The organism is Aristaeella hokkaidonensis (assembly GCF_018128945.1).
GTDB lineage: Bacteria > Bacillota > Clostridia > Christensenellales > Aristaeellaceae > Aristaeella > Aristaeella hokkaidonensis.
In genome coordinates this window covers 2,459,244-2,476,151 of the sequence record NZ_CP068393.1, presented here as the reverse complement: position 1 = coordinate 2,476,151, position 16,908 = coordinate 2,459,244, and the positions used below count along the sequence as shown (strand labels likewise).

Here is a 16,908-nt window from a genome sequence, read left to right as displayed (position 1 = left end):
TAGTGTATCCGGATACAGGAATAAAAAGGATGTGACAGGATGAGTGATCAGAACGAACAGCTCTTTATAGACGCTGTCAAAGCCAAACGCCAGGCAATGTGGCGGGTCGCTTTCCATCTGCTTCGCTCGGAAGCGGACGCGGAAGATGCGGTTTCGGCCGCAGTGGAATCCACCTGGAAACATCTGCCCAGGATCCGGACGAAGGAGGCATTGCCGGGATACCTGATGCGGAGCGTGATTAACGCGGCGCATGATGAACTGCGCCGGCGGAAGAGGACGACGCCCATCGAACCGCTGGAGAATGTTCTGCAGGCGCCTGAAAAAGGGCGCGGAATCGCGGACTATGTGGCCGGAATGGATGAAAAATACAGCCTGCCGCTGCTGATGAAATTTGATGAGGAAATGCAGGAGAAGGAGATTGCGGCGGCGCTTCATCTCCACCGCGGGACAGTTTCTTCCAGGATTACCCGCGGGCTGGAAATGATCCGGAAAGAGATGAGAAAGGAGGAAGCAGAGGATGCTTCAGGAAGAATTGAAGAAAGCGCTTCGGGAAGGTCGGCGGACGCCTCCTGCGGGCTTTGAGGAAAGAAGTAATATACAGGTTCTGCGCCTGACGGCTGAAGTGAAACCGGGAAGGAGGTATCCTGCCCGGGTGGTGATTCTCTGCGCGGTGCTGCTGGTGTTTGGAATCGCCACCACACTGGCCGCAACGGTGGATGTTGTCAATGCCAGGCTGCACGCGTACTGGCCGGAAGCGGCGGAGTTCCTGATGCCTGTACATGCCACCTGTGACAGCGAGGGCATCCGGATGGAGGTGATTTCCGCTGTGGTGAAGGACAACAAGGTGAATGTTGTATACTCCATGCAGGATCTGGAGGAAGACCGGCTCAATGAGCATACCTACAACTTCAGCGCCTTAGGAGCGACGGACCTGGATCACAGCCGTAAAAACATTACAGTTGTTTCATCCAGGGAGACAATACTGGGTTATGACCCGGCTGAGAAAAAAATGATCTGTGCCTCGGAAACTGAATATGACCAGCCGATCAGCGGGAGTTATGAATTCCCTTTCATTGTGACTGAACTGGGTATAGAGAAAGTAGAGGGAACGGATCTTCATCCGCTGCTGGAACAGTATGGAAAGGACGTAAAGACGACGACCCTTCCGGATAACGCGCGCTCGTATAATGACCCGGAAGCGGGAACAAGTATAGCGCCTGAGTCCTTCCGGATCCTGGACTATACACAGGACCTGGGGATACCGCTTCATGAATATGTTGAGTTGAGCGGAATCGGCTGGATTGACGGAGCGCTGCATGTACAGATTCATTATCCGGATCATTATATGGTGAAGTTTGGTAGAGACAGTGAGGGTTTTCCTGTGTCGGCCTGGATCCAGATGACGCTGGACGACGGGTTCAGTCCCTGGTACACCCATAAGGATGACCTGCCGGGCGGCACATATATATGGCTTTGGGATGAGAACGGGGATGATTTCCCGGACTGGGAGGAATATGTATTCCCCTGCACCCCTGCCGAGGCCGAACAGGCTGTTTTGAAGGCACAGGTGAGGATCACGGGAGCCACAACTATTGTGGAGGGAAACTGGTTCGTGAAAATACCGCTCCACATGATTCAATTTGAAGAGAAACAGTAATGAATGAGGCAGGCAGGGAGATCATCCTCTCCCCGCCTGTTTTTGTGCTATAATGGGGAAAACAAAACGAGGGGCGGAGAAATATGAAGAGGCTGGAGCGGATTGCCCGGTACGAGCAGATCCTGGACCGCGCGGAGGCTGTAGCCCGGCAGGCGGAGGAAGCACTGGAGGCTTATGACGCCGTCCAGGCGGAGCTGAAGGAACTGGAAAAGTACTATACAAGCCGGGAATGGAAGGCGGACTTTGACGCGGATGCCGCGGGAAAGCTGCCCGCGGACCTGAAGCGGGGCGTCCTGTCCGAAGACGGGATCGACAGCGTGCTGGAACGCTTCCGGGACCTGAAGGAACGCCTCGGCTGATTACACGTATACGAAAAGAAGCTCACCACAGGGTGAGCTTCTTCTTTACGGGTGTGCCGGATCAGCCCCAGCCGCCCAGGGCGGAGTTGTACTCAAACTGCTCGACGGCGCCGGTTTCCACGTTGACGTAGACGATGTAGTAGCCGTCTTTCTCGGTGCGGTTTTCATCGCCGCCTTCACTGTACAGCAGGTATTCCACCTCGAAGCAGGGAATGCCTTTGATGGTTTCATACCATTCGTTGGGGTTCTGTTCAGGAACTTCAGTGATTCCGATGAGGGCCAGCAGTTCCATGGTCGGGCCGCGGTTGGTGTACAGCTCCAGACGGGAAATCTGCTCTTCGTTCAGGCCGTAACTGGAGATGATGAACTCCCGGCCGATGGCAATCATCTCATCCTCGGAGAGCTTTCGGGCTTCGAGTGCGGAAGTCTTTTCACCCTCCCGCTGGTTCAGCCGGTCTATATCATCCTGGGTGAGCTCGTGATCCTCGGGGAGATCATCCGGAACGGCTTCCGGTGTTTCGGAAGGGATGTCATATTCCTGGCCGGTGTGCTTTTCGGCAATGTCCGCAGCCTTCTGTGTGTAGGATAATTTGTTATCTTTGGCGGCGTCGGTCATCATCTGCTTCAGCTGTTCAGCGCCCCAGGCGTCGGCTTCATAGCCGCCGGAAACGTCAGCACCTTCACGGCTCCAGGTGATTTCCGCCTTGCCGTCCTTAACCAGCGCGGTGTAGGTGCCCAGCACGTAGTCCAGGCCGTAAACGCCGGTGTAGGTGACGCGGAAGCTGCCGTCCTCGAGGGGCTCTTCCTCGCGGTAGAAGAAGGTCTGCATTTCTTCGGTGATGCCGTACTGATCCTTCAGGGCAATATCGGCGGTACGGGACGCGGAGACCCGGGGAGAAATCAGCAGGCCGGCAGCCAGGGCTGCCACGGTAAGCAGAACCAGGACAATTGCGAATACCAAACCAACAGAGAGTTTTTTCTTCATCACAGGTGCCTCCTCCTGAGCGATGCGCTGATACAGCCCGGCGCGGCAGGAGGGAAGTTCATCCAGAAAGGAAAGGCGCCTGTCCATTGCGGAACGGAGCGAATCCTTATTCGTCTTCATAGTACCAGTCCTCCAGTTTATCCTTCAGCATCGCTTTTGCTTTTTTCAGTCGATAGTTGACAGTGGAACGGGGGAGCCTCAGCACCCTGACGATCTCATCCAGCGTCATTCCCTGATACCAGTGCAGGAGCGTCACTTCCTTCAGCTTGGGCGGAAGGGCGAGCACCGCACGCGTAACGGTGTCGTCCCGCTCATCGAAGGGGACGGAGCCTTCCGGCAGCAGATCCGGGGTTACGGACCGGTCCGTATTCCGTACCCAGGCGCTTTTCAGCAGATCCTTACAGGTGTTGACGGCAATGCGCGTGAGCCAGGTTTTTTCTGACGAATCCGCACGGAAGTGATCGCTGCCTCTCCAGGCTTTGATAAATGTTTCCTGTACGGCGTCTTCCGCCAGCGCGGTATCGCACAGAAAGGCAAAGCAGAGCCGGAGCAAAGGCCTTTCCCATTCGGTGACAAGGCTGTCCAGCCATTCCCTGCGCATATCCTGATCCAATGCGCTTCCCTCCTTTCAACACTGATTAGACGACCCGGCCCGGAAAAGAGGCCAATTGGTGAAAAAACTTTTTTTATTATACACTAAAACACCAAAGAAACCGGAAAAAAGCCGGCGTTTAAGGACCGGCTCTGGTATACTGTCAGGAGAAAGGCAGGGACGCGGATGAAGAAAGGTCTGGTACTGGAAGGCGGCGCCATGCGGGGAATGTTCACCTGCGGCGTGACGGACGTGCTGATGGAGCAGGGCGTCTGTTTTGACGGCATTGCCGGCATATCCGCCGGGGCGGTCTTCGGCTGCAACTACAAGTCCGGCCAGATCGGCCGGGCGCTCCGCTACAACAAAAAATACTGCGCGGATCCCCGCTACTGCAGCATCCGGTCCCTGATCCGCACCGGGGATCTGTACGGGGCGGACTTCTGCTACCGGGAACTGCCGGACGAGCTGGACGTTTTTGACCGGCAGGCTTTTGCGGCCAACCCCATGGCGTTCTATGCCGGGGCGACGGACGTGGCAACCGGCAAATGTGTCTATCATCAGTGCAGGGACGGCAGCAGCCTGGATATGCGGTGGCTGCAGGCTTCCGCCTCCATGCCCGGGGTTTCCCGGCCGGTGGAGATTGAGGGCCGGTTTTACCTGGACGGCGGAATCGCGGACGCCGTGCCCTATGCTTATATGGAAGGGCTGGGCTATGACCGGAATGTGATCATCCTCACCCAGCCGGAAGGCTACCGGAAAAAGCCGGCTTCCGGCCTGGCTGTGATGAAGCTATTCCTGCGCCGGTATCCCCGGATCATTGAGGCCATGGCTGTCCGGCATGAAATGTATAACCGGCAGATGGAGGAAATCAGCCGCCGGGAAAGGGAAGGAAGTTCCTTTGTGATCCGTCCGCCGGAGGCGCTGCGGATCGGCCATACAGAAAAGAACCCGGCCGAACTCGACCGGGTATATCATCTGGGAAGGCGGGAGGCGGAAAAGCGCCTGCCGGAGCTTCTTCAATTCCTGGGAAAATAATCAGTTTCCAAAGGTGTTATAGACCTGGGGAACGTACTCCTCGTCGGAAGAGGAAGGCGTGTTGCCGAGGGTCATGGGAATCGGTACGGGATCGACCTGTGCCGGTTCTTTTTCTTCTGCCGGCTCTTCCTCTTCATCCGCGGCAGCCGGACTGCGGCCGAATTTGTGCTTATATACATACAGGCCGATAATCACACCGACAACCAGCCCGCCGAGGATCGCTGTGCCGGAAGTGGCCCGGAAAGCGGAAGTGAAAACGGAGAAAAGCGCAGAGATGCCGGAGCTGAAACCACGGGCCAGGGAACGGAAGACGCTGGCGGCCACGCGGATGAGCGGACGGCCGAACAGGCAGAACATGATAATCGCCGGCCAGATTTTCCGCTTGTGGCGGTTTTGCTTTTTATAGGACTTCTGGTGTTCACCGGAATGCTTGTCCCATTCCCAGTTCCAATTCCAGTTCCAGTTCCAGCCCTGATTGTTGTTACCCATATATTCGATCATCTCCCCCTGGTGGATAAATCATTCCTATGATACTGGAAAAGTGTATCACGCAATCGATGTGAAAAAAAGGAGAATCAGATTAAAATTTGTGCAAAAAAACAGATTGCATCCAAAAATTCGGACAATTTACAAAGAATTTACACTTTTTTTACAAAAGCATGAATCAAAATGCCTGTTTTTTTCGTCTAATAAGTAGGGAGGTAAAAAGAGATGAGAAAACACCGGCTTGTGATGATCAAAAAACAGGGGAACCGATTTGACAGCTATTCCTTTCATATCCGGCGCGATTCTGTGACCGGAGAGCTTTCTGTTTCCTTTACCATGCCGGGCCACGCCCTGGTGCTGTGCCTTGAACGCGTGATTCCCGAGCTGCGGACAATTGCGGAACCCCGGAAGAATTACCTTTTTCTTCCACGAGAATCAGAGAACTGACAGACCTCTCAATCATCACAAGCCGCTGTTTATATATAGGGCTCCGTCCTGGGGGAACGGAGCCCGTCTTTTTTTATTCTTCTGTGCTTTCTTCCGGCGGGACTGCTTCTTCGGTTTCCGGCAGCTCTTCTTCTGCCTCTTCAGTGAAGGATTCCTCCGGGATTTTTACCGGCATATCTGCTTCTTCCGCAAGTTCCACCAGTACTTCTTCCGGCTCCTTCGGAACCAGGATCAGGTCCCGGTCGGCGCTGCGGATAAACTCCGCAGTGGCCCGGTAGCAGTTTTCAAGCGCGCCGGGGCTCAGGTTTTCAGGCGTGTCCAGCCGGGTGTGGTAGAACCGCTCCAGCCTGTGGCTGAGGCCGGTGATGCCGATGGACCGGAACCCGCCCTGGGTGAAGGCCGCGCTGTCCGTGGCGCCGCCGAAGAGCGGCACCTTGCCGTCCCGGCAGGGAACGCCGGCGTCTTCCGCCGCCAGCAGGAAGTAGTCGCACAGGTCTTCGTCCGAGTCCACGGTGTTGTTCAGATCCCGGCGGTTGACCATGAGCCAGTCCGGGTTATAGATGGAGTCATAGGAAATCACGCAGGTAGGCACGTCCCGGTAATCTTCCTTATGTGCTTCGCACCAGGCCTTGGCACCCCGCAGGCCCGCTTCCTCCGATCCGGTCAGGATGACGCCGATTTCGGTATTTTCCAGCCGGATCCCCTGTTCTTCCATTTCCTTCAGGAGGGTCACGCCCATCAGGCAGCCGGTCAGGTTGTCGTTGGCGCCGTCCACAACCCGCAACGGGTTATAGGTGATGGTCAGCAGCAGGAAGAAGGGAATGAAAACCAGGCACCGCAGTCCCGCGGTATACACGTCCACGCCGCACAGGGACAGGAAGGACAGGATCATATAACAGAACACGCCGATGGTGGCTGCGATGCCCGGGATTTCAAAGGCAATGCCGCCGAAGCGGTAGTTGATGGGGAATTCCCAGGCCGCGTCCGTATGGCCGTTCAGGAAGATGCGCTGTTTCACCTCGCCGCTGCAGGGGCGTACGGCGGTGACGTTGGTGCCCTGCTTTTTGGGAAACAGGGGATCCAGCGGCTTGCGGTAAAGCACAAAGTGGTAGATGAACAGCAGTACGCCCATCAGGCCGAACAGGATGCTCAGGAAGGGTTCGCTGAAAAAAAGCACTCCGCAGAGGATATCGCAGAAGGCGGAAAAGTAAAAATACCCGTAGAAAGAATCCGGATGTACCTCAAAGGACTCCGTTTTCACGTCCGCGCAGCCGCATTTTTTTTCCAGGACGCCGGCAAAATATTCCGCCGCCGCCTGTTCGCCGGCGCTGCCCGGAGAACGCCTGCCGATTTTCCGGCAGATGTGGGTGATCTCCTCCACCATGTAGGAAACGCTTTCCTTAGGTTCCCTGCTCTTGTTCCAGATGTCCATCCGCCAGTCCCCTTCCCGCGGAAAAATGTAAAGTTAATATCTTTGCAGATTATACCAGAATTCCGGAAACAAAAAAAGACAGAGCCGGATGGTACAAATTCTTGCTCTGCTTCTGACGGTCGCATATAATGGAACGGAAAGGGAGGGGATCCATATGGCAGGTCCCGGCGGCCCCCGGAGGGGCAGTTACCTCACAGAAGAAGAAAAAAAGAACAGCCCGAAGATTACCAAGGAGCTGATTGCCAGGGTTTTCTCCTACCTGAAGCCCTACTGGAAGCAGCTGCTCCTGGTGCTGGCATGCATTGTGGTGTCTTCGGTCTGCAGCCTGTTCCCGTCCATCCTCACCGGTAACATCATCGACGTGCTCACCGGCAAGGACCTGGGCGGCTGGTTCGGCGCGGGGCTTTCCGCCCTGATCCGGCTGATTGTCCTGACGCTGCTGCTGTACCTGGCTTCCAACCTGATCAGCGTGGCGGAAACCTACCTGAACAGCTGGATCGCCCAGCATATCTCCTTTGATATGCGGAACCAGATGTACCGGCATCTGCAGAAGATGTCCCAGCGGTTCTTCACCTCGGCCAACCAGGGTGACATCATCACCCGGATGACCAGCGATATCTCCGGCGTGGAGAGCGTGGTGACGGGCACCTTTACCAGCATCCTGTCCAACACCATTACCCTGGTGGTGGCGGTGATCGCCATGTTCCGGAAAAACTGGATCCTGGCGCTGGTGGGCATCGCGGTGGTGCCGCTGTTTACCCTGCCCACCCGCATGGCCGGCAAACGCCGGTGGAAGCTGGCGGGGGAGGCCCAGGCCTGCAATGATGAAATCAACGGCATCCTGAATGAAACGCTTTCCGTCAGCGGACAGCTGCTGGTGAAGCTCTTCGGCCGGGAGAAATCGGAATATGAGCGCTATGAGGAAGCCAACGGGCGGATGATCAGACTGAACATCCGGGAGCGGATGGCCGGCCGCTGGTTCTTTATGCTCCTCAGCACCCTGACTACCATCGGCCCCATGCTCCTGTACCTGGTGGGCGGCATCCTGATCATGAAGCATGACAGCACCCTGAGCGTCGGTGATATCACGGTGCTGGTGGCGCTGCTCGGCCGCATGTACGGCCCGGTGAACAGCCTGCTGAATATCCAGGTGGACTGGATCCGTTCCATGGCCATGTTTACCCGGATCTTTGAATACTATGACATGAAGCCCGAGATCGATAACAAACCCGGGGCGAAGGAACTGACGAACGCGAAGGGCGAGATCGTCTTTGATCATGTGGACTTTACCTATGACGGGGAGCGGATGATCCTGAAGGATATTTCCTTCACCCTGCACAGCGGGGACTGCGTGGCCATTGTCGGCCCCAGCGGCAGCGGAAAGAGCACCATCGTCAACCTGATTCCCAGGCTCTGGGATCCTGTGAAGGGCAGCGTCACCTTTGACGGCACGGACGTGCGGGATTATACCCTGCATTCCCTGCGGGATGAGGTGGGTGTGGTGACCCAGGAAACCTACCTGTTCAACGGCACCATCCGGGAGAACCTGCTCTACGCCAAGCCGGACGCCACGGAGGAAGAGATGATCGAGGCCTGCAAAAAGGCCAACATTTATGACTTCATCCGCAACCAGGCGGAAGGCCTGGATACCATGGTGGGCAACCGGGGCCTGAAGCTGTCCGGTGGTGAAAAACAGCGGATTTCCATTGCCCGGGTGCTGCTGAAGGATCCGGCCCTGCTGATCTTTGACGAGGCGACGTCCGCTCTGGATTCCATCTCCGAGGCGGCGATCCAGGCGGCCATCAATCCGCTGATCGAGGAGCGTACCTCCATCCTGATCGCCCACCGGCTGTCCACGATTCTGGCGGCGGATGAGATCCTGGTGGTCCGGGACGGAGAAATCGTGGAGCGGGGTACGCATAAGGACCTGGTTCATGCCGGCGGCACCTACCAGGAGCTGTATGAAACCCAGTTCAGCAAAGCGGAAGCGTAAAGAAAAGCAACAGAAAGGGTCCCGTTCAGCCGAACGGGGCCCTGTTTATTTGATTGCATGATGAACCTGGGGTGCGGGAATTTCTTCTTCCGGTACGTCGGCGGAAGGCTGCTGCGCCTTCGGTTCTTCAGCGGTGTTTTTGTTCCTGCGGAAACGGAAATACAGCCTCAGGCCGATGCAGACGCCGGTCAGGAAAGCAGCTTCATCAGGAGCGGCGCGGAAGAATTCCTTCAGTATGCCGGAGAGGAAACGGAAGATGGTCCCGAATACGAGGAGGACAGCGCTGAAAAGTTTGCCCACAAAAGGAAGAAATATGAAGAATGCCACGATACCCAGTCCGACCGCGGGGGAGATGGGCTTGTCCTCCTGACGCGGGGGCTGCTTTTTCTCTTCTTCCGGGAAACTTCTCATGACCCAGTCGGTCCGCATGGGAATGATCCTCCTTTCAATCAATCCGGGTCTATTATCCGACAATGCAAGTGTACCATGTCCGGATCCGGGAAAACAGGGCGAAGACGGAACAATACAGGGGGGTTATTGTCCGGCTGGTGAAAAATAGGCGTTCAGAAGTTCCCGTGACGCGGATGCGCAATACACGCTTTGCGGCGGGCCCGGATTGTTCCTGCCTGGCAAAAATGGTATAATCTGCGGGAAATAACGTGCCGGAAGGAAGAAACCATGGCCATTACCAAAACGGATTTTATGCGGGGCATGCAGTGCCGGAAGATGCTCTGGCTGGACAGGCACAAGCCCGGGCTGCGGGTCATTCCGCCGGAGGTCCAGGTCCGGCTGGACGCGGGCAACGATTTCGGCGACCGGGCCATGGCCATGTTCGGCCCCTATGAGGAAATGACAGTATACCGGCCGGGAACCCGGATTCCGGACAAGCAGGCCATGCTGGCCAGAACGCAGGATGCCCTGCTCCGGGGTGTGCCGGTGATCTGCGAGGCGGCCTTCAGCAATTACAACAACTACTGTGCCGTGGATCTCCTGCGGAAGACGGAAACCGGCCATGACCTGTATGAGGTAAAGAACGCGCCGGCAGTCTATGAGCAGTTTATCCGGGACGCGGCCTTTCAGTACTACATTATCCGGAGGACAGGCCTTCGGATTGACCGGATCTTTATTGTGACCCATGGCCCGGATGAGGAGAACCCTTTCGTCTCCAATGACGTCACAAAACAGGCCCGGGAATACTACGACTGGATCAATGACAACATCTGGGATCTGAACCGTATGACCAAGGAGCGGGAAGAACCGGACGTGCCCTGCGGCGAACAATGCTCAAAGCCTTATGAATGCTGGTATTACGGATACTGCCACGGCCTTGTCCGGGAACCGGAGCAGCTGACAATTGAAGACTGGAACTGACGGCCGGCGGAGGGATTTCCTCCTCCGGCTGTTCTGCTTTTCCGGGAAAAAATTTACAACGTTGTTACATCGCGTTAATGACCTTGATACACTTCTTCCTATATAATGGAATTGTCAGATTGACACGGAGGGGTTACGCATGAAACCATTCAGGTACAGATTATGGATCTGCCTGCTGTTCGCCTTGCTGCTTACAGCAGTGTTTGGCATGCGTGCCGTGGCAGATGAAGCGGGCACCTGCGGCGATAATCTGATCTGGAAAGTGGAAAACGAAACGCTGACGATTTCCGGCACGGGGGAAATGCCGGATTTCAGAACGGATGAAAACGTACAGAAACCGTATCTTTGGTATACTGTGCCCGGCACAACCGCGCCATGGGACGGGCTGAAGTTCAGCTCCCTTGTGATTGAGGAAGGCGTTACGTCCATCGGTGCCAACGCGTTTAACTGCCAGATTGACCTGATTACCGTTTCCCTGCCGGATACCCTGAAATCCATCGGGGATGAGGCGTTCTGTTACTGTGAAAACATGACGGACTTTATTTTCCCGGAGGGTGTTGAGACAATCGGTGTTTCTGCTTTCGGGGACTGCCGGGGGCTGAAGAGCATTATCCTGCCGGAAGCACTTACTGATCTTGATTACGGGGCATTCCAGTGCTGCAATGCCGTTGAAACAATTACCCTGCCTGACAATGTGAAGTCCATTGCGGATATGACGTTCAATGGCTGTTTCAGCCTGAAGGAGATTAACCTGCCGGCTTCCCTGAAATGGATCGGGGCCGAAGCTTTCATGTCCTGTGAAAGCCTTGGGAAGGTGGTCGTGGAAAAGGACAGCTATGCTGAAAAGTTCTGCGCGGAAGCCGGTCTGCCATACACCTATGCACAGGCGCCTGTGGTCTTCGGCGATGAAGGCGGGGACGGCATAGGCTGGAAGCTGGAGAACGGCACCCTGACCGTTTCCGGCACGGGGAAAATGGATGACTATATGCGCATGATGGGCGGCAGCCAGCAGACGTCCGCGCCCTGGGACGGACAGAAAATTACGCAGGTGGTGGTGGAGCCCGGTATTACTTCCATCGGTGCTTTCGCGTTCTGGGGATGCGAACAGCTGAAAACGGTTGTCCTGCCTGATACGGTGACGGAAATCGGAAAATTTGCCTTTGAAAAATGTACCCTGCTGCGTGAAATTACCCTGCCGGAAGGCGTGATCGAAATCGGAAAGAAAGCGTTCAGCCAGTGCGGAAGCCTGAAAACGCTCACTCTGCCGGCTTCTGTCAGCTCCGTCGGAGAGGACGCGTTCGCCGGCTGCGGAAAGCTGAAGAACATTGCCGTGAAACCGGGAAGTTATGCTGAACAGTATTGCATTGAGAATAATCTCCCGTATAACAGCGGAGACGCCGTGCCCGGGGAAACACCTGCTCCCGCACAGATTGCTGTGGAGAAGGTGAAAAATACCTGCGGTCCTGACCTGGCCTGGATACTGGAAGAAGACGGTACGCTGAGGATTTCCGGTACGGGCATGATGGATAATTATGAACAGGTCGGGGAAGATCCCGCCCAGGATGGAGCAGCGCCGGTGATCAGGTCGTCCGCGCCGTGGGATGGCAGCAAAGTCACCCGTGTTGTGATTGAGGAAGGGGTTACCTCCATTGGTGCCTATGCCTTTGAAAACTGCGCCATGACGGAGATTACCCTGCCTGCTACGCTCACCTCTGTGGAATACGGCGCGTTTGATAACTGCAGGGAACTGAAGACCGTGACCCTGCCCGATTCGGTAACAGCAATCGGGATGCTGGCATTCAATGAATGTACCGGCCTGACGGAGATCCGGCTCCCTGCTTCCCTGACGTCTGTCGGCGCGGCTGCGTTCCGGATGTGCATCAAGCTTACGGAGATCACCCTGCCGGATGCGGTCAGGGAGGTCGGAATGTATGCGTTCCATAACTGTACGGTGCTGAAAACCGCTACCCTGCCTGCCTCCCTTGAGACCATCGGAGAGTATGCTTTTGACGGATGCCAGGCGCTGCGGGCCGTTATCGTGCCGAAGGACAGCTATGCGGAGCAGTACTGCATCCGGAAGGGAATCGGATACGTTTATACAGGAAGCAGTCCGGAAGCTATTCCGACCGAGGCACCCTACGGCATCTGCGGTCAGAACCTGACCTGGAAACTGGATAATGACGGCACGCTGACCATTTCCGGTTTCGGGAAAATGGATGACTATGAAAACCTGTACCTGGATCAGGACGGAACCGGTACGGAACTGGATACCAGCGCCCCGTGGTCGGGCCGCGGCGTCAGGAAAGTTGTGATCGGGCAGGGGGTAACCCGTATCGGGAGCAGCGCTTTCTTCAGCTGCGATACGCTTGAGAGCATTCAGCTGCCGGATACGCTGGAAGCAATCGGATCATTTGCTTTTGCTTTCACATCCCTGGAGGAAGCCGTTATTCCCGATTCTGTCACTTCCATCGGGAAAAATGCTTTTGCCGGCTGTGATTTCCTGATCAGCGTCCGCCTGCCTGTCGGGCTGAAAATTATTCCGGAGTCTGCGTTCAACAGTTGTCCCTGCCTGAAGGAAATGATCCTTCCCGATTCCCTTCAGCGGATAGAACCCCTTGCTTTTTCATCGTGCATGAGCCTGAAGGAGCTGACCATTCCGGCTTCTGTCATCATGATCGGAACCCAGGCTTTTGAAAACGGTCCGGAAAACTGTATTGTTGTACAGGGCAGCTACGCGGAAAAATACTGCAGGGAAAAGAAAGTAGCGTATTCCTATCCGGATGGAACCAAACCGGAGATACCCACGGATGAGACGTCAGGCACCTGCGGCAATCATGTGACCTGGAAGCTGGAGAACAGTACGCTGACCATCTCCGGCACAGGAAAAATGTACGACTACGACGATTATATCGAAGAAACGTACATTACAGGCTCGACCGCTCCATGGAACGGATTGGGATTTGATACGGTCATTGTTGAGGAGGGGGTTGTCTCCATCGGGAACCGCGCGTTTGCGCTTCAGTATGGCGTGACGCGGGTCACTTTGCCGGAAACCCTCACGTCCATCGGAACAGCTGCTTTTGAACACTGTGCGATCACTGAGATAGATATTCCAGATACCGTAACCAATATTGCGTCGGACGCATTCTACAACTGCACAGGGCTGAAACGGGTGAAAATGCCCTCCGGTCTCAAACGGATTGAATACGGCGTATTCGAGTACTGTTCTGAACTGCGGGAAATCACGATTCCGGAAGGGGTTAAATCCATCAGCGATTACGCGTTTTCCCACTGTACAAACCTGACGAAGCTCAGGATTCCCGCTTCTGTGATTTCCATCGGCAGTTCTGTGTTTGAAGAATGTCCTGACCTGGAGCTCATCCTTGCTGAGAAGGGCGGACGGGTGGAAAAATACTGTATCAGAAACAGCATTGCATATTCATACGCGGAGAATGAGTAAATGAAAAAGTTTGTGAAGAGATACCGGTTTTGGCTGATCCTGGTCGTACTGATTTTGATCGCGGCCGGCGCAATGGCGTCCATGTCCGGCAGGAAACAGCCGGAGAGGACAACGCTGGAGGACTGCCGCAGACTGCTTGCAGATCCGGAAACGAACAGCCGGCTGACGGCTGCCGCCTCTATTATGCTGGGAAAGCAGGAGTTCAACAGCTATCTGTTTAAGCATGTCCATCCGTATAATGCGAGCCTGCACAGCCTGGAGGAACTGAAGAATGATGCGTACTTCGCGAAGGAAGAACAGAGCGCCATGCTGGGCGCGTTTTCCCTGCTCAAAGGACTGACGATGATCAAGTATGATGGCAGCAACGGTGAGATCCTCAACATTGAGCTGGCCGGGGAGAATTACAGCCGGATCAAGATGTTCTACCTCCCGCATACGGAAAAAGACCCGGAGGCGGCACTCCTTCAGGAGGGGTATCTCCAGGCGGCCTATTATGAAATCGCGGAAGTGGATGAGAACTGGTATATCGGCGTTCATAAGCCCGACAAAGCATAACATGTGAAGAAAAACAAGTGTGACAGTGCGGAAAAACCGCACTGCCCCTTTTTGTGCCGCGCCGGGAAGCAGACCGGTACAATTTACACCATTGTTACATCACGTTGATGACTTTGATACAGCCGGTTTATATACTTTTTATCATAGGGTCGGAGAGCTTTGTTCCGGCCGGAACGTGAAACAGGGAAGGAATGTGATCCCAGTCGCGTTCATTGACTGACAGATTATGACAGATTATCCGGAGGCATATTCAATGGACATCCGAAAAAGCAAAATGTGGATTTTGCTGCTGCTTGTCGCGGTTTTGCTTATGCTGATATACGGCATGAAAAGCTCCTGCGGGGAAAACCTGAAATGGAACCTGAAGGACGGTACGCTGACAATCACCGGCAGCGGACGGATGAACGATTATAAAGGAATCTTCGGAGACCGCGACGCGGATGGTAATCGCCGCATGCTGTGTGTGGATACGCCCTGGGAGGATCACAAAATCTCCCGGATTGTGGTGGAAGACGGGGTTACCTCCATCGGTAATTACGCCTTTGCTTTCTGCCCGGGCCTGCGGGAGATTGTCCTGCCGGATACGGTCACTTCCATCGGGGATTCCGTTTTTGACGGCAGTGAAAGCCTGGAGATGATCTACGTCGCGGAGGGCAGCTATGCGGAAGCGTACTGCATCAGCAACCAGCTGCCGTATGCATACCGGACAGTGTAATGGAAAAAGCCCGTTTTTTTCCGGTCCTGCAAAATAGACCGGTTTATTTTTCAGCCTTTGTGCTGTATTATGTATCCCAGAAATCATAAAATAACTTCGACGGTAAGGAAACCGTCAAAGCGATCATATGAACGGAGAGTGAGCCCCTTCGAAACGGTGGATGTAACACGGGAATAATAAACTGACATACATCAATCATTGAAAGGAGTAAACCCATGGAAGCAATTCTCAATTTCATCCAGAACAGCTGGCACTGGATCCTGATCGCCATTGTCGCGATCATCATCGTGCTCAAGTTCATCCCCCGGTACAAGATTGCGCCCCCGGATACTGCCCTGATCGTATCCGGCCTGTTCCGCCGGACTTATAAAGTCCGCAACCCCGATGGCACGGTTTCCGCCAAGAAGTTCGGTTACCGGATCGTCCGCGGCGGCGCGACCTTCTATGTTCCCGCCATTGAACGGATTGACCAGCTGGATATGTGCCTGAACCAGGTGGACATCAAGACGGCCCAGCCGGTGCCTACCAAGGAATACATTTCCGTGCTGGTGGACGCCGTGGCCAATATCAAGATCGGTTCCGACGACCTGTCCATCGCCACCGCGGCCGAGCAGCTGCTGCATTACAATGCTGAACAGATCAAATCCCTGGCCAAGGACGTGCTGGAAGGCAATATGCGTGAAATCATCGGCCAGATGACCATCGCCGAGCTGGTCCAGAACCGTGACAAGTTTGCCCAGGAATCCATCAAGGCCGCCATGAACGATATGAACAACATGGGCCTTGAAATCATCAACCTGACGATCCAGAACTTTGCCGACAAGGACGGTAAAGTGATCGACACCATGGCTGCCCGCAACGTCGCTGAGAAGGAACAGGACAAGCGTATTGCTGAAGCCGCGGCGGAAAAGGAATCCAAGTTTGCCGAGATGCAGGCTGAGGCTGAAATCGCCCGCCAGAACCGTGACCTGGAAGTGCAGAAGGCTGCCTTCAAGCAGGAAACGGAAGAAGCCCGCGCCAAGGCTGAAATGGCCTACAGGATTGAGCAGGAACGCATTAACAAGACCTTCGCCACTGAGCACGCGGCCGCTGAAATGACCCGCCTTGAAAAGGAAACGGAACTGAAGCGGCAGGCGGTTGAGATCGAACGTGAAAAGCTGAACGTGGAGATCCGCGAAAAGGCACAGGCTGAAAAGGACCGCGCCATTGCTGAGGCCGAGGCGGAGAAATACCGCAGGCAGGCGGAGGCGGACGCCGCCCTGTATGCCGCTGAGAAGGAAGCGGAAGCCATCCGGATGAAGGGTGAAGCGGAAGCCGAAGCTATGCGGAAAAAGGCGGAAGCCATGCAGCTCTACGGCCAGGCTGCCATGATGCAGATGGTTACCGAAAAGCTGCCTGACATCGCCCGCGCGGTGTCTGAGCCCCTGAGCAAGACTGAAAAGATTATCCTCTTCGGTGAAGGCGGAGCAACCTCCATGGCGAGGGATACTGCCGGCACCATGCTGCAGACCTTTGAGGCTGTGAAGGAAGCTGTCGGACTGGACATCCCCAAGGCCATCCGGAATGTAACTACCGGCGGACTGATCGGCAAGGCCGCGCAGGAAGCGGAAGCCGAAAAGCCCGCAGAGGAAGTAAAGGATGAAACGCCTGCGGAGAAACCCGTGGATGAGACTTCCGTGGATGAAACGGATACCGATACGGGTGTGTAAAATGCTGAGCTGAAAAACAGCGCCGGCCGGCAAAAAAGCCGGCCGGTTTTGTGTGATGTGGTCACATTATTGTCAAATTGTGTAAAAAATGCTATACTGACGTTGAAAGATA

At 55.2% G+C, this 16,908-nt stretch carries 16 protein-coding genes; 11 read left to right on the top strand and 5 right to left on the bottom strand.

Translation table 11 applies throughout. The features are described from left to right. The first annotated feature begins 39 nt into the window (after positions 1 to 39). The 3 genes from JYE49_RS11330 (at position 40) to JYE49_RS11320 (ending at position 2,016) form a co-directional block, all read left to right on the top strand. Complete coding sequence (locus JYE49_RS11330) at positions 40 to 582, top strand: RNA polymerase sigma factor (protein WP_093957381.1); 543 nt, start codon at positions 40 to 42, stop codon at positions 580 to 582. Beyond that, the gene (locus JYE49_RS11325; protein WP_093957382.1) at positions 518 to 1,657 is read left to right on the top strand and encodes a hypothetical protein; all 1,140 of its coding nucleotides are present in this window, start codon (positions 518 to 520) and stop codon (positions 1,655 to 1,657) included. The genes JYE49_RS11330 and JYE49_RS11325 overlap by 65 nt, the downstream gene beginning before the upstream one ends. Before the next feature lie 83 nt (positions 1,658 to 1,740). Continuing rightward, positions 1,741 to 2,016 (top strand): DUF4298 domain-containing protein, encoded by a 276-nt coding sequence (locus JYE49_RS11320; protein WP_093957383.1) that lies wholly within the window; start codon positions 1,741 to 1,743, stop codon positions 2,014 to 2,016. A gap of 61 nt (positions 2,017 to 2,077) precedes the next feature. Here JYE49_RS11320 and JYE49_RS11315 read toward each other — a convergent pair whose 3' ends face one another. After that, positions 2,078 to 3,121 carry a hypothetical protein gene (locus tag JYE49_RS11315; protein ID WP_093957384.1) on the bottom strand — a complete coding sequence of 348 codons (1,044 nt, stop codon included), beginning with the start codon at positions 3,119 to 3,121 and terminating at the stop codon, positions 2,078 to 2,080. Then, positions 3,108 to 3,614, bottom strand: a complete 507-nt coding sequence (locus JYE49_RS11310) for an RNA polymerase sigma factor (protein WP_093957385.1) — start codon at positions 3,612 to 3,614, stop codon at positions 3,108 to 3,110. Before JYE49_RS11310 ends, JYE49_RS11315 begins: the two co-directional genes overlap by 14 nt. A 165-nt stretch (positions 3,615 to 3,779) precedes the next feature. On the opposite strand from JYE49_RS11310, the gene JYE49_RS11305 reads away from it, so the two are divergent. Further along, positions 3,780 to 4,628 carry a patatin-like phospholipase family protein gene (locus tag JYE49_RS11305; RefSeq protein ID WP_093957386.1) on the top strand — a complete coding sequence of 283 codons (849 nt, stop codon included), beginning with the start codon at positions 3,780 to 3,782 and terminating at the stop codon, positions 4,626 to 4,628. Here JYE49_RS11305 and JYE49_RS11300 read toward each other — a convergent pair whose 3' ends face one another. Continuing rightward, positions 4,629 to 5,117: a hypothetical protein gene (locus JYE49_RS11300; protein WP_143754497.1), complete on the bottom strand. Its 489-nt coding sequence runs from the start codon at positions 5,115 to 5,117 to the stop codon at positions 4,629 to 4,631. 222 nt (positions 5,118 to 5,339) lie between these two features. On the opposite strand from JYE49_RS11300, the gene JYE49_RS11295 reads away from it, so the two are divergent. Further along, on the top strand, positions 5,340 to 5,561 hold the full coding sequence (locus JYE49_RS11295) for a hypothetical protein (protein WP_093957388.1): 222 nt from the start codon (positions 5,340 to 5,342) through the stop codon (positions 5,559 to 5,561). 73 nt (positions 5,562 to 5,634) lie between these two features. On the opposite strand, the gene JYE49_RS11290 is transcribed toward JYE49_RS11295, so the two are convergent. Then, positions 5,635 to 6,993 (bottom strand): M28 family metallopeptidase, encoded by a 1,359-nt coding sequence (locus JYE49_RS11290; protein ID WP_093957389.1) that lies wholly within the window; start codon positions 6,991 to 6,993, stop codon positions 5,635 to 5,637. A 154-nt stretch (positions 6,994 to 7,147) separates the two neighbouring features. Between JYE49_RS11290 and JYE49_RS11285 the strand changes: the two genes are divergently transcribed. Further along, positions 7,148 to 8,986 (top strand): ABC transporter ATP-binding protein, encoded by a 1,839-nt coding sequence (locus JYE49_RS11285; RefSeq protein WP_093957390.1) that lies wholly within the window; start codon positions 7,148 to 7,150, stop codon positions 8,984 to 8,986. 45 nt (positions 8,987 to 9,031) lie between these two features. Here JYE49_RS11285 and JYE49_RS11280 read toward each other — a convergent pair whose 3' ends face one another. Further along, positions 9,032 to 9,415, bottom strand: a complete 384-nt coding sequence (locus tag JYE49_RS11280) for a hypothetical protein (protein ID WP_093957391.1) — start codon at positions 9,413 to 9,415, stop codon at positions 9,032 to 9,034. Positions 9,416 to 9,664: 249 nt separating this feature from the next. Between JYE49_RS11280 and JYE49_RS11275 the strand changes: the two genes are divergently transcribed. The 5 genes from JYE49_RS11275 to JYE49_RS11255 all read left to right on the top strand — a co-directional run bounded on the left by JYE49_RS11275 (position 9,665) and on the right by JYE49_RS11255 (position 16,796). Next, on the top strand, positions 9,665 to 10,357 hold the full coding sequence (locus JYE49_RS11275) for a hypothetical protein (RefSeq protein ID WP_143754498.1): 693 nt from the start codon (positions 9,665 to 9,667) through the stop codon (positions 10,355 to 10,357). Positions 10,358 to 10,496: 139 nt separating this feature from the next. Next, positions 10,497 to 13,817: a leucine-rich repeat domain-containing protein gene (locus JYE49_RS11270; RefSeq protein WP_093957393.1), complete on the top strand. Its 3,321-nt coding sequence runs from the start codon at positions 10,497 to 10,499 to the stop codon at positions 13,815 to 13,817. After that, positions 13,818 to 14,372 carry a hypothetical protein gene (locus JYE49_RS11265; protein WP_093957394.1) on the top strand — a complete coding sequence of 185 codons (555 nt, stop codon included), beginning with the start codon at positions 13,818 to 13,820 and terminating at the stop codon, positions 14,370 to 14,372. Positions 14,373 to 14,625: 253 nt separating this feature from the next. Then, positions 14,626 to 15,087: a leucine-rich repeat protein gene (locus JYE49_RS11260; protein WP_179217338.1), complete on the top strand. Its 462-nt coding sequence runs from the start codon at positions 14,626 to 14,628 to the stop codon at positions 15,085 to 15,087. A gap of 215 nt (positions 15,088 to 15,302) precedes the next feature. Beyond that, entirely contained in the window at positions 15,303 to 16,796 is a 1,494-nt protein-coding gene (locus JYE49_RS11255) for a flotillin family protein (RefSeq protein ID WP_093957396.1), read from the top strand. Positions 16,797 to 16,908 lie beyond the last annotated feature (112 nt).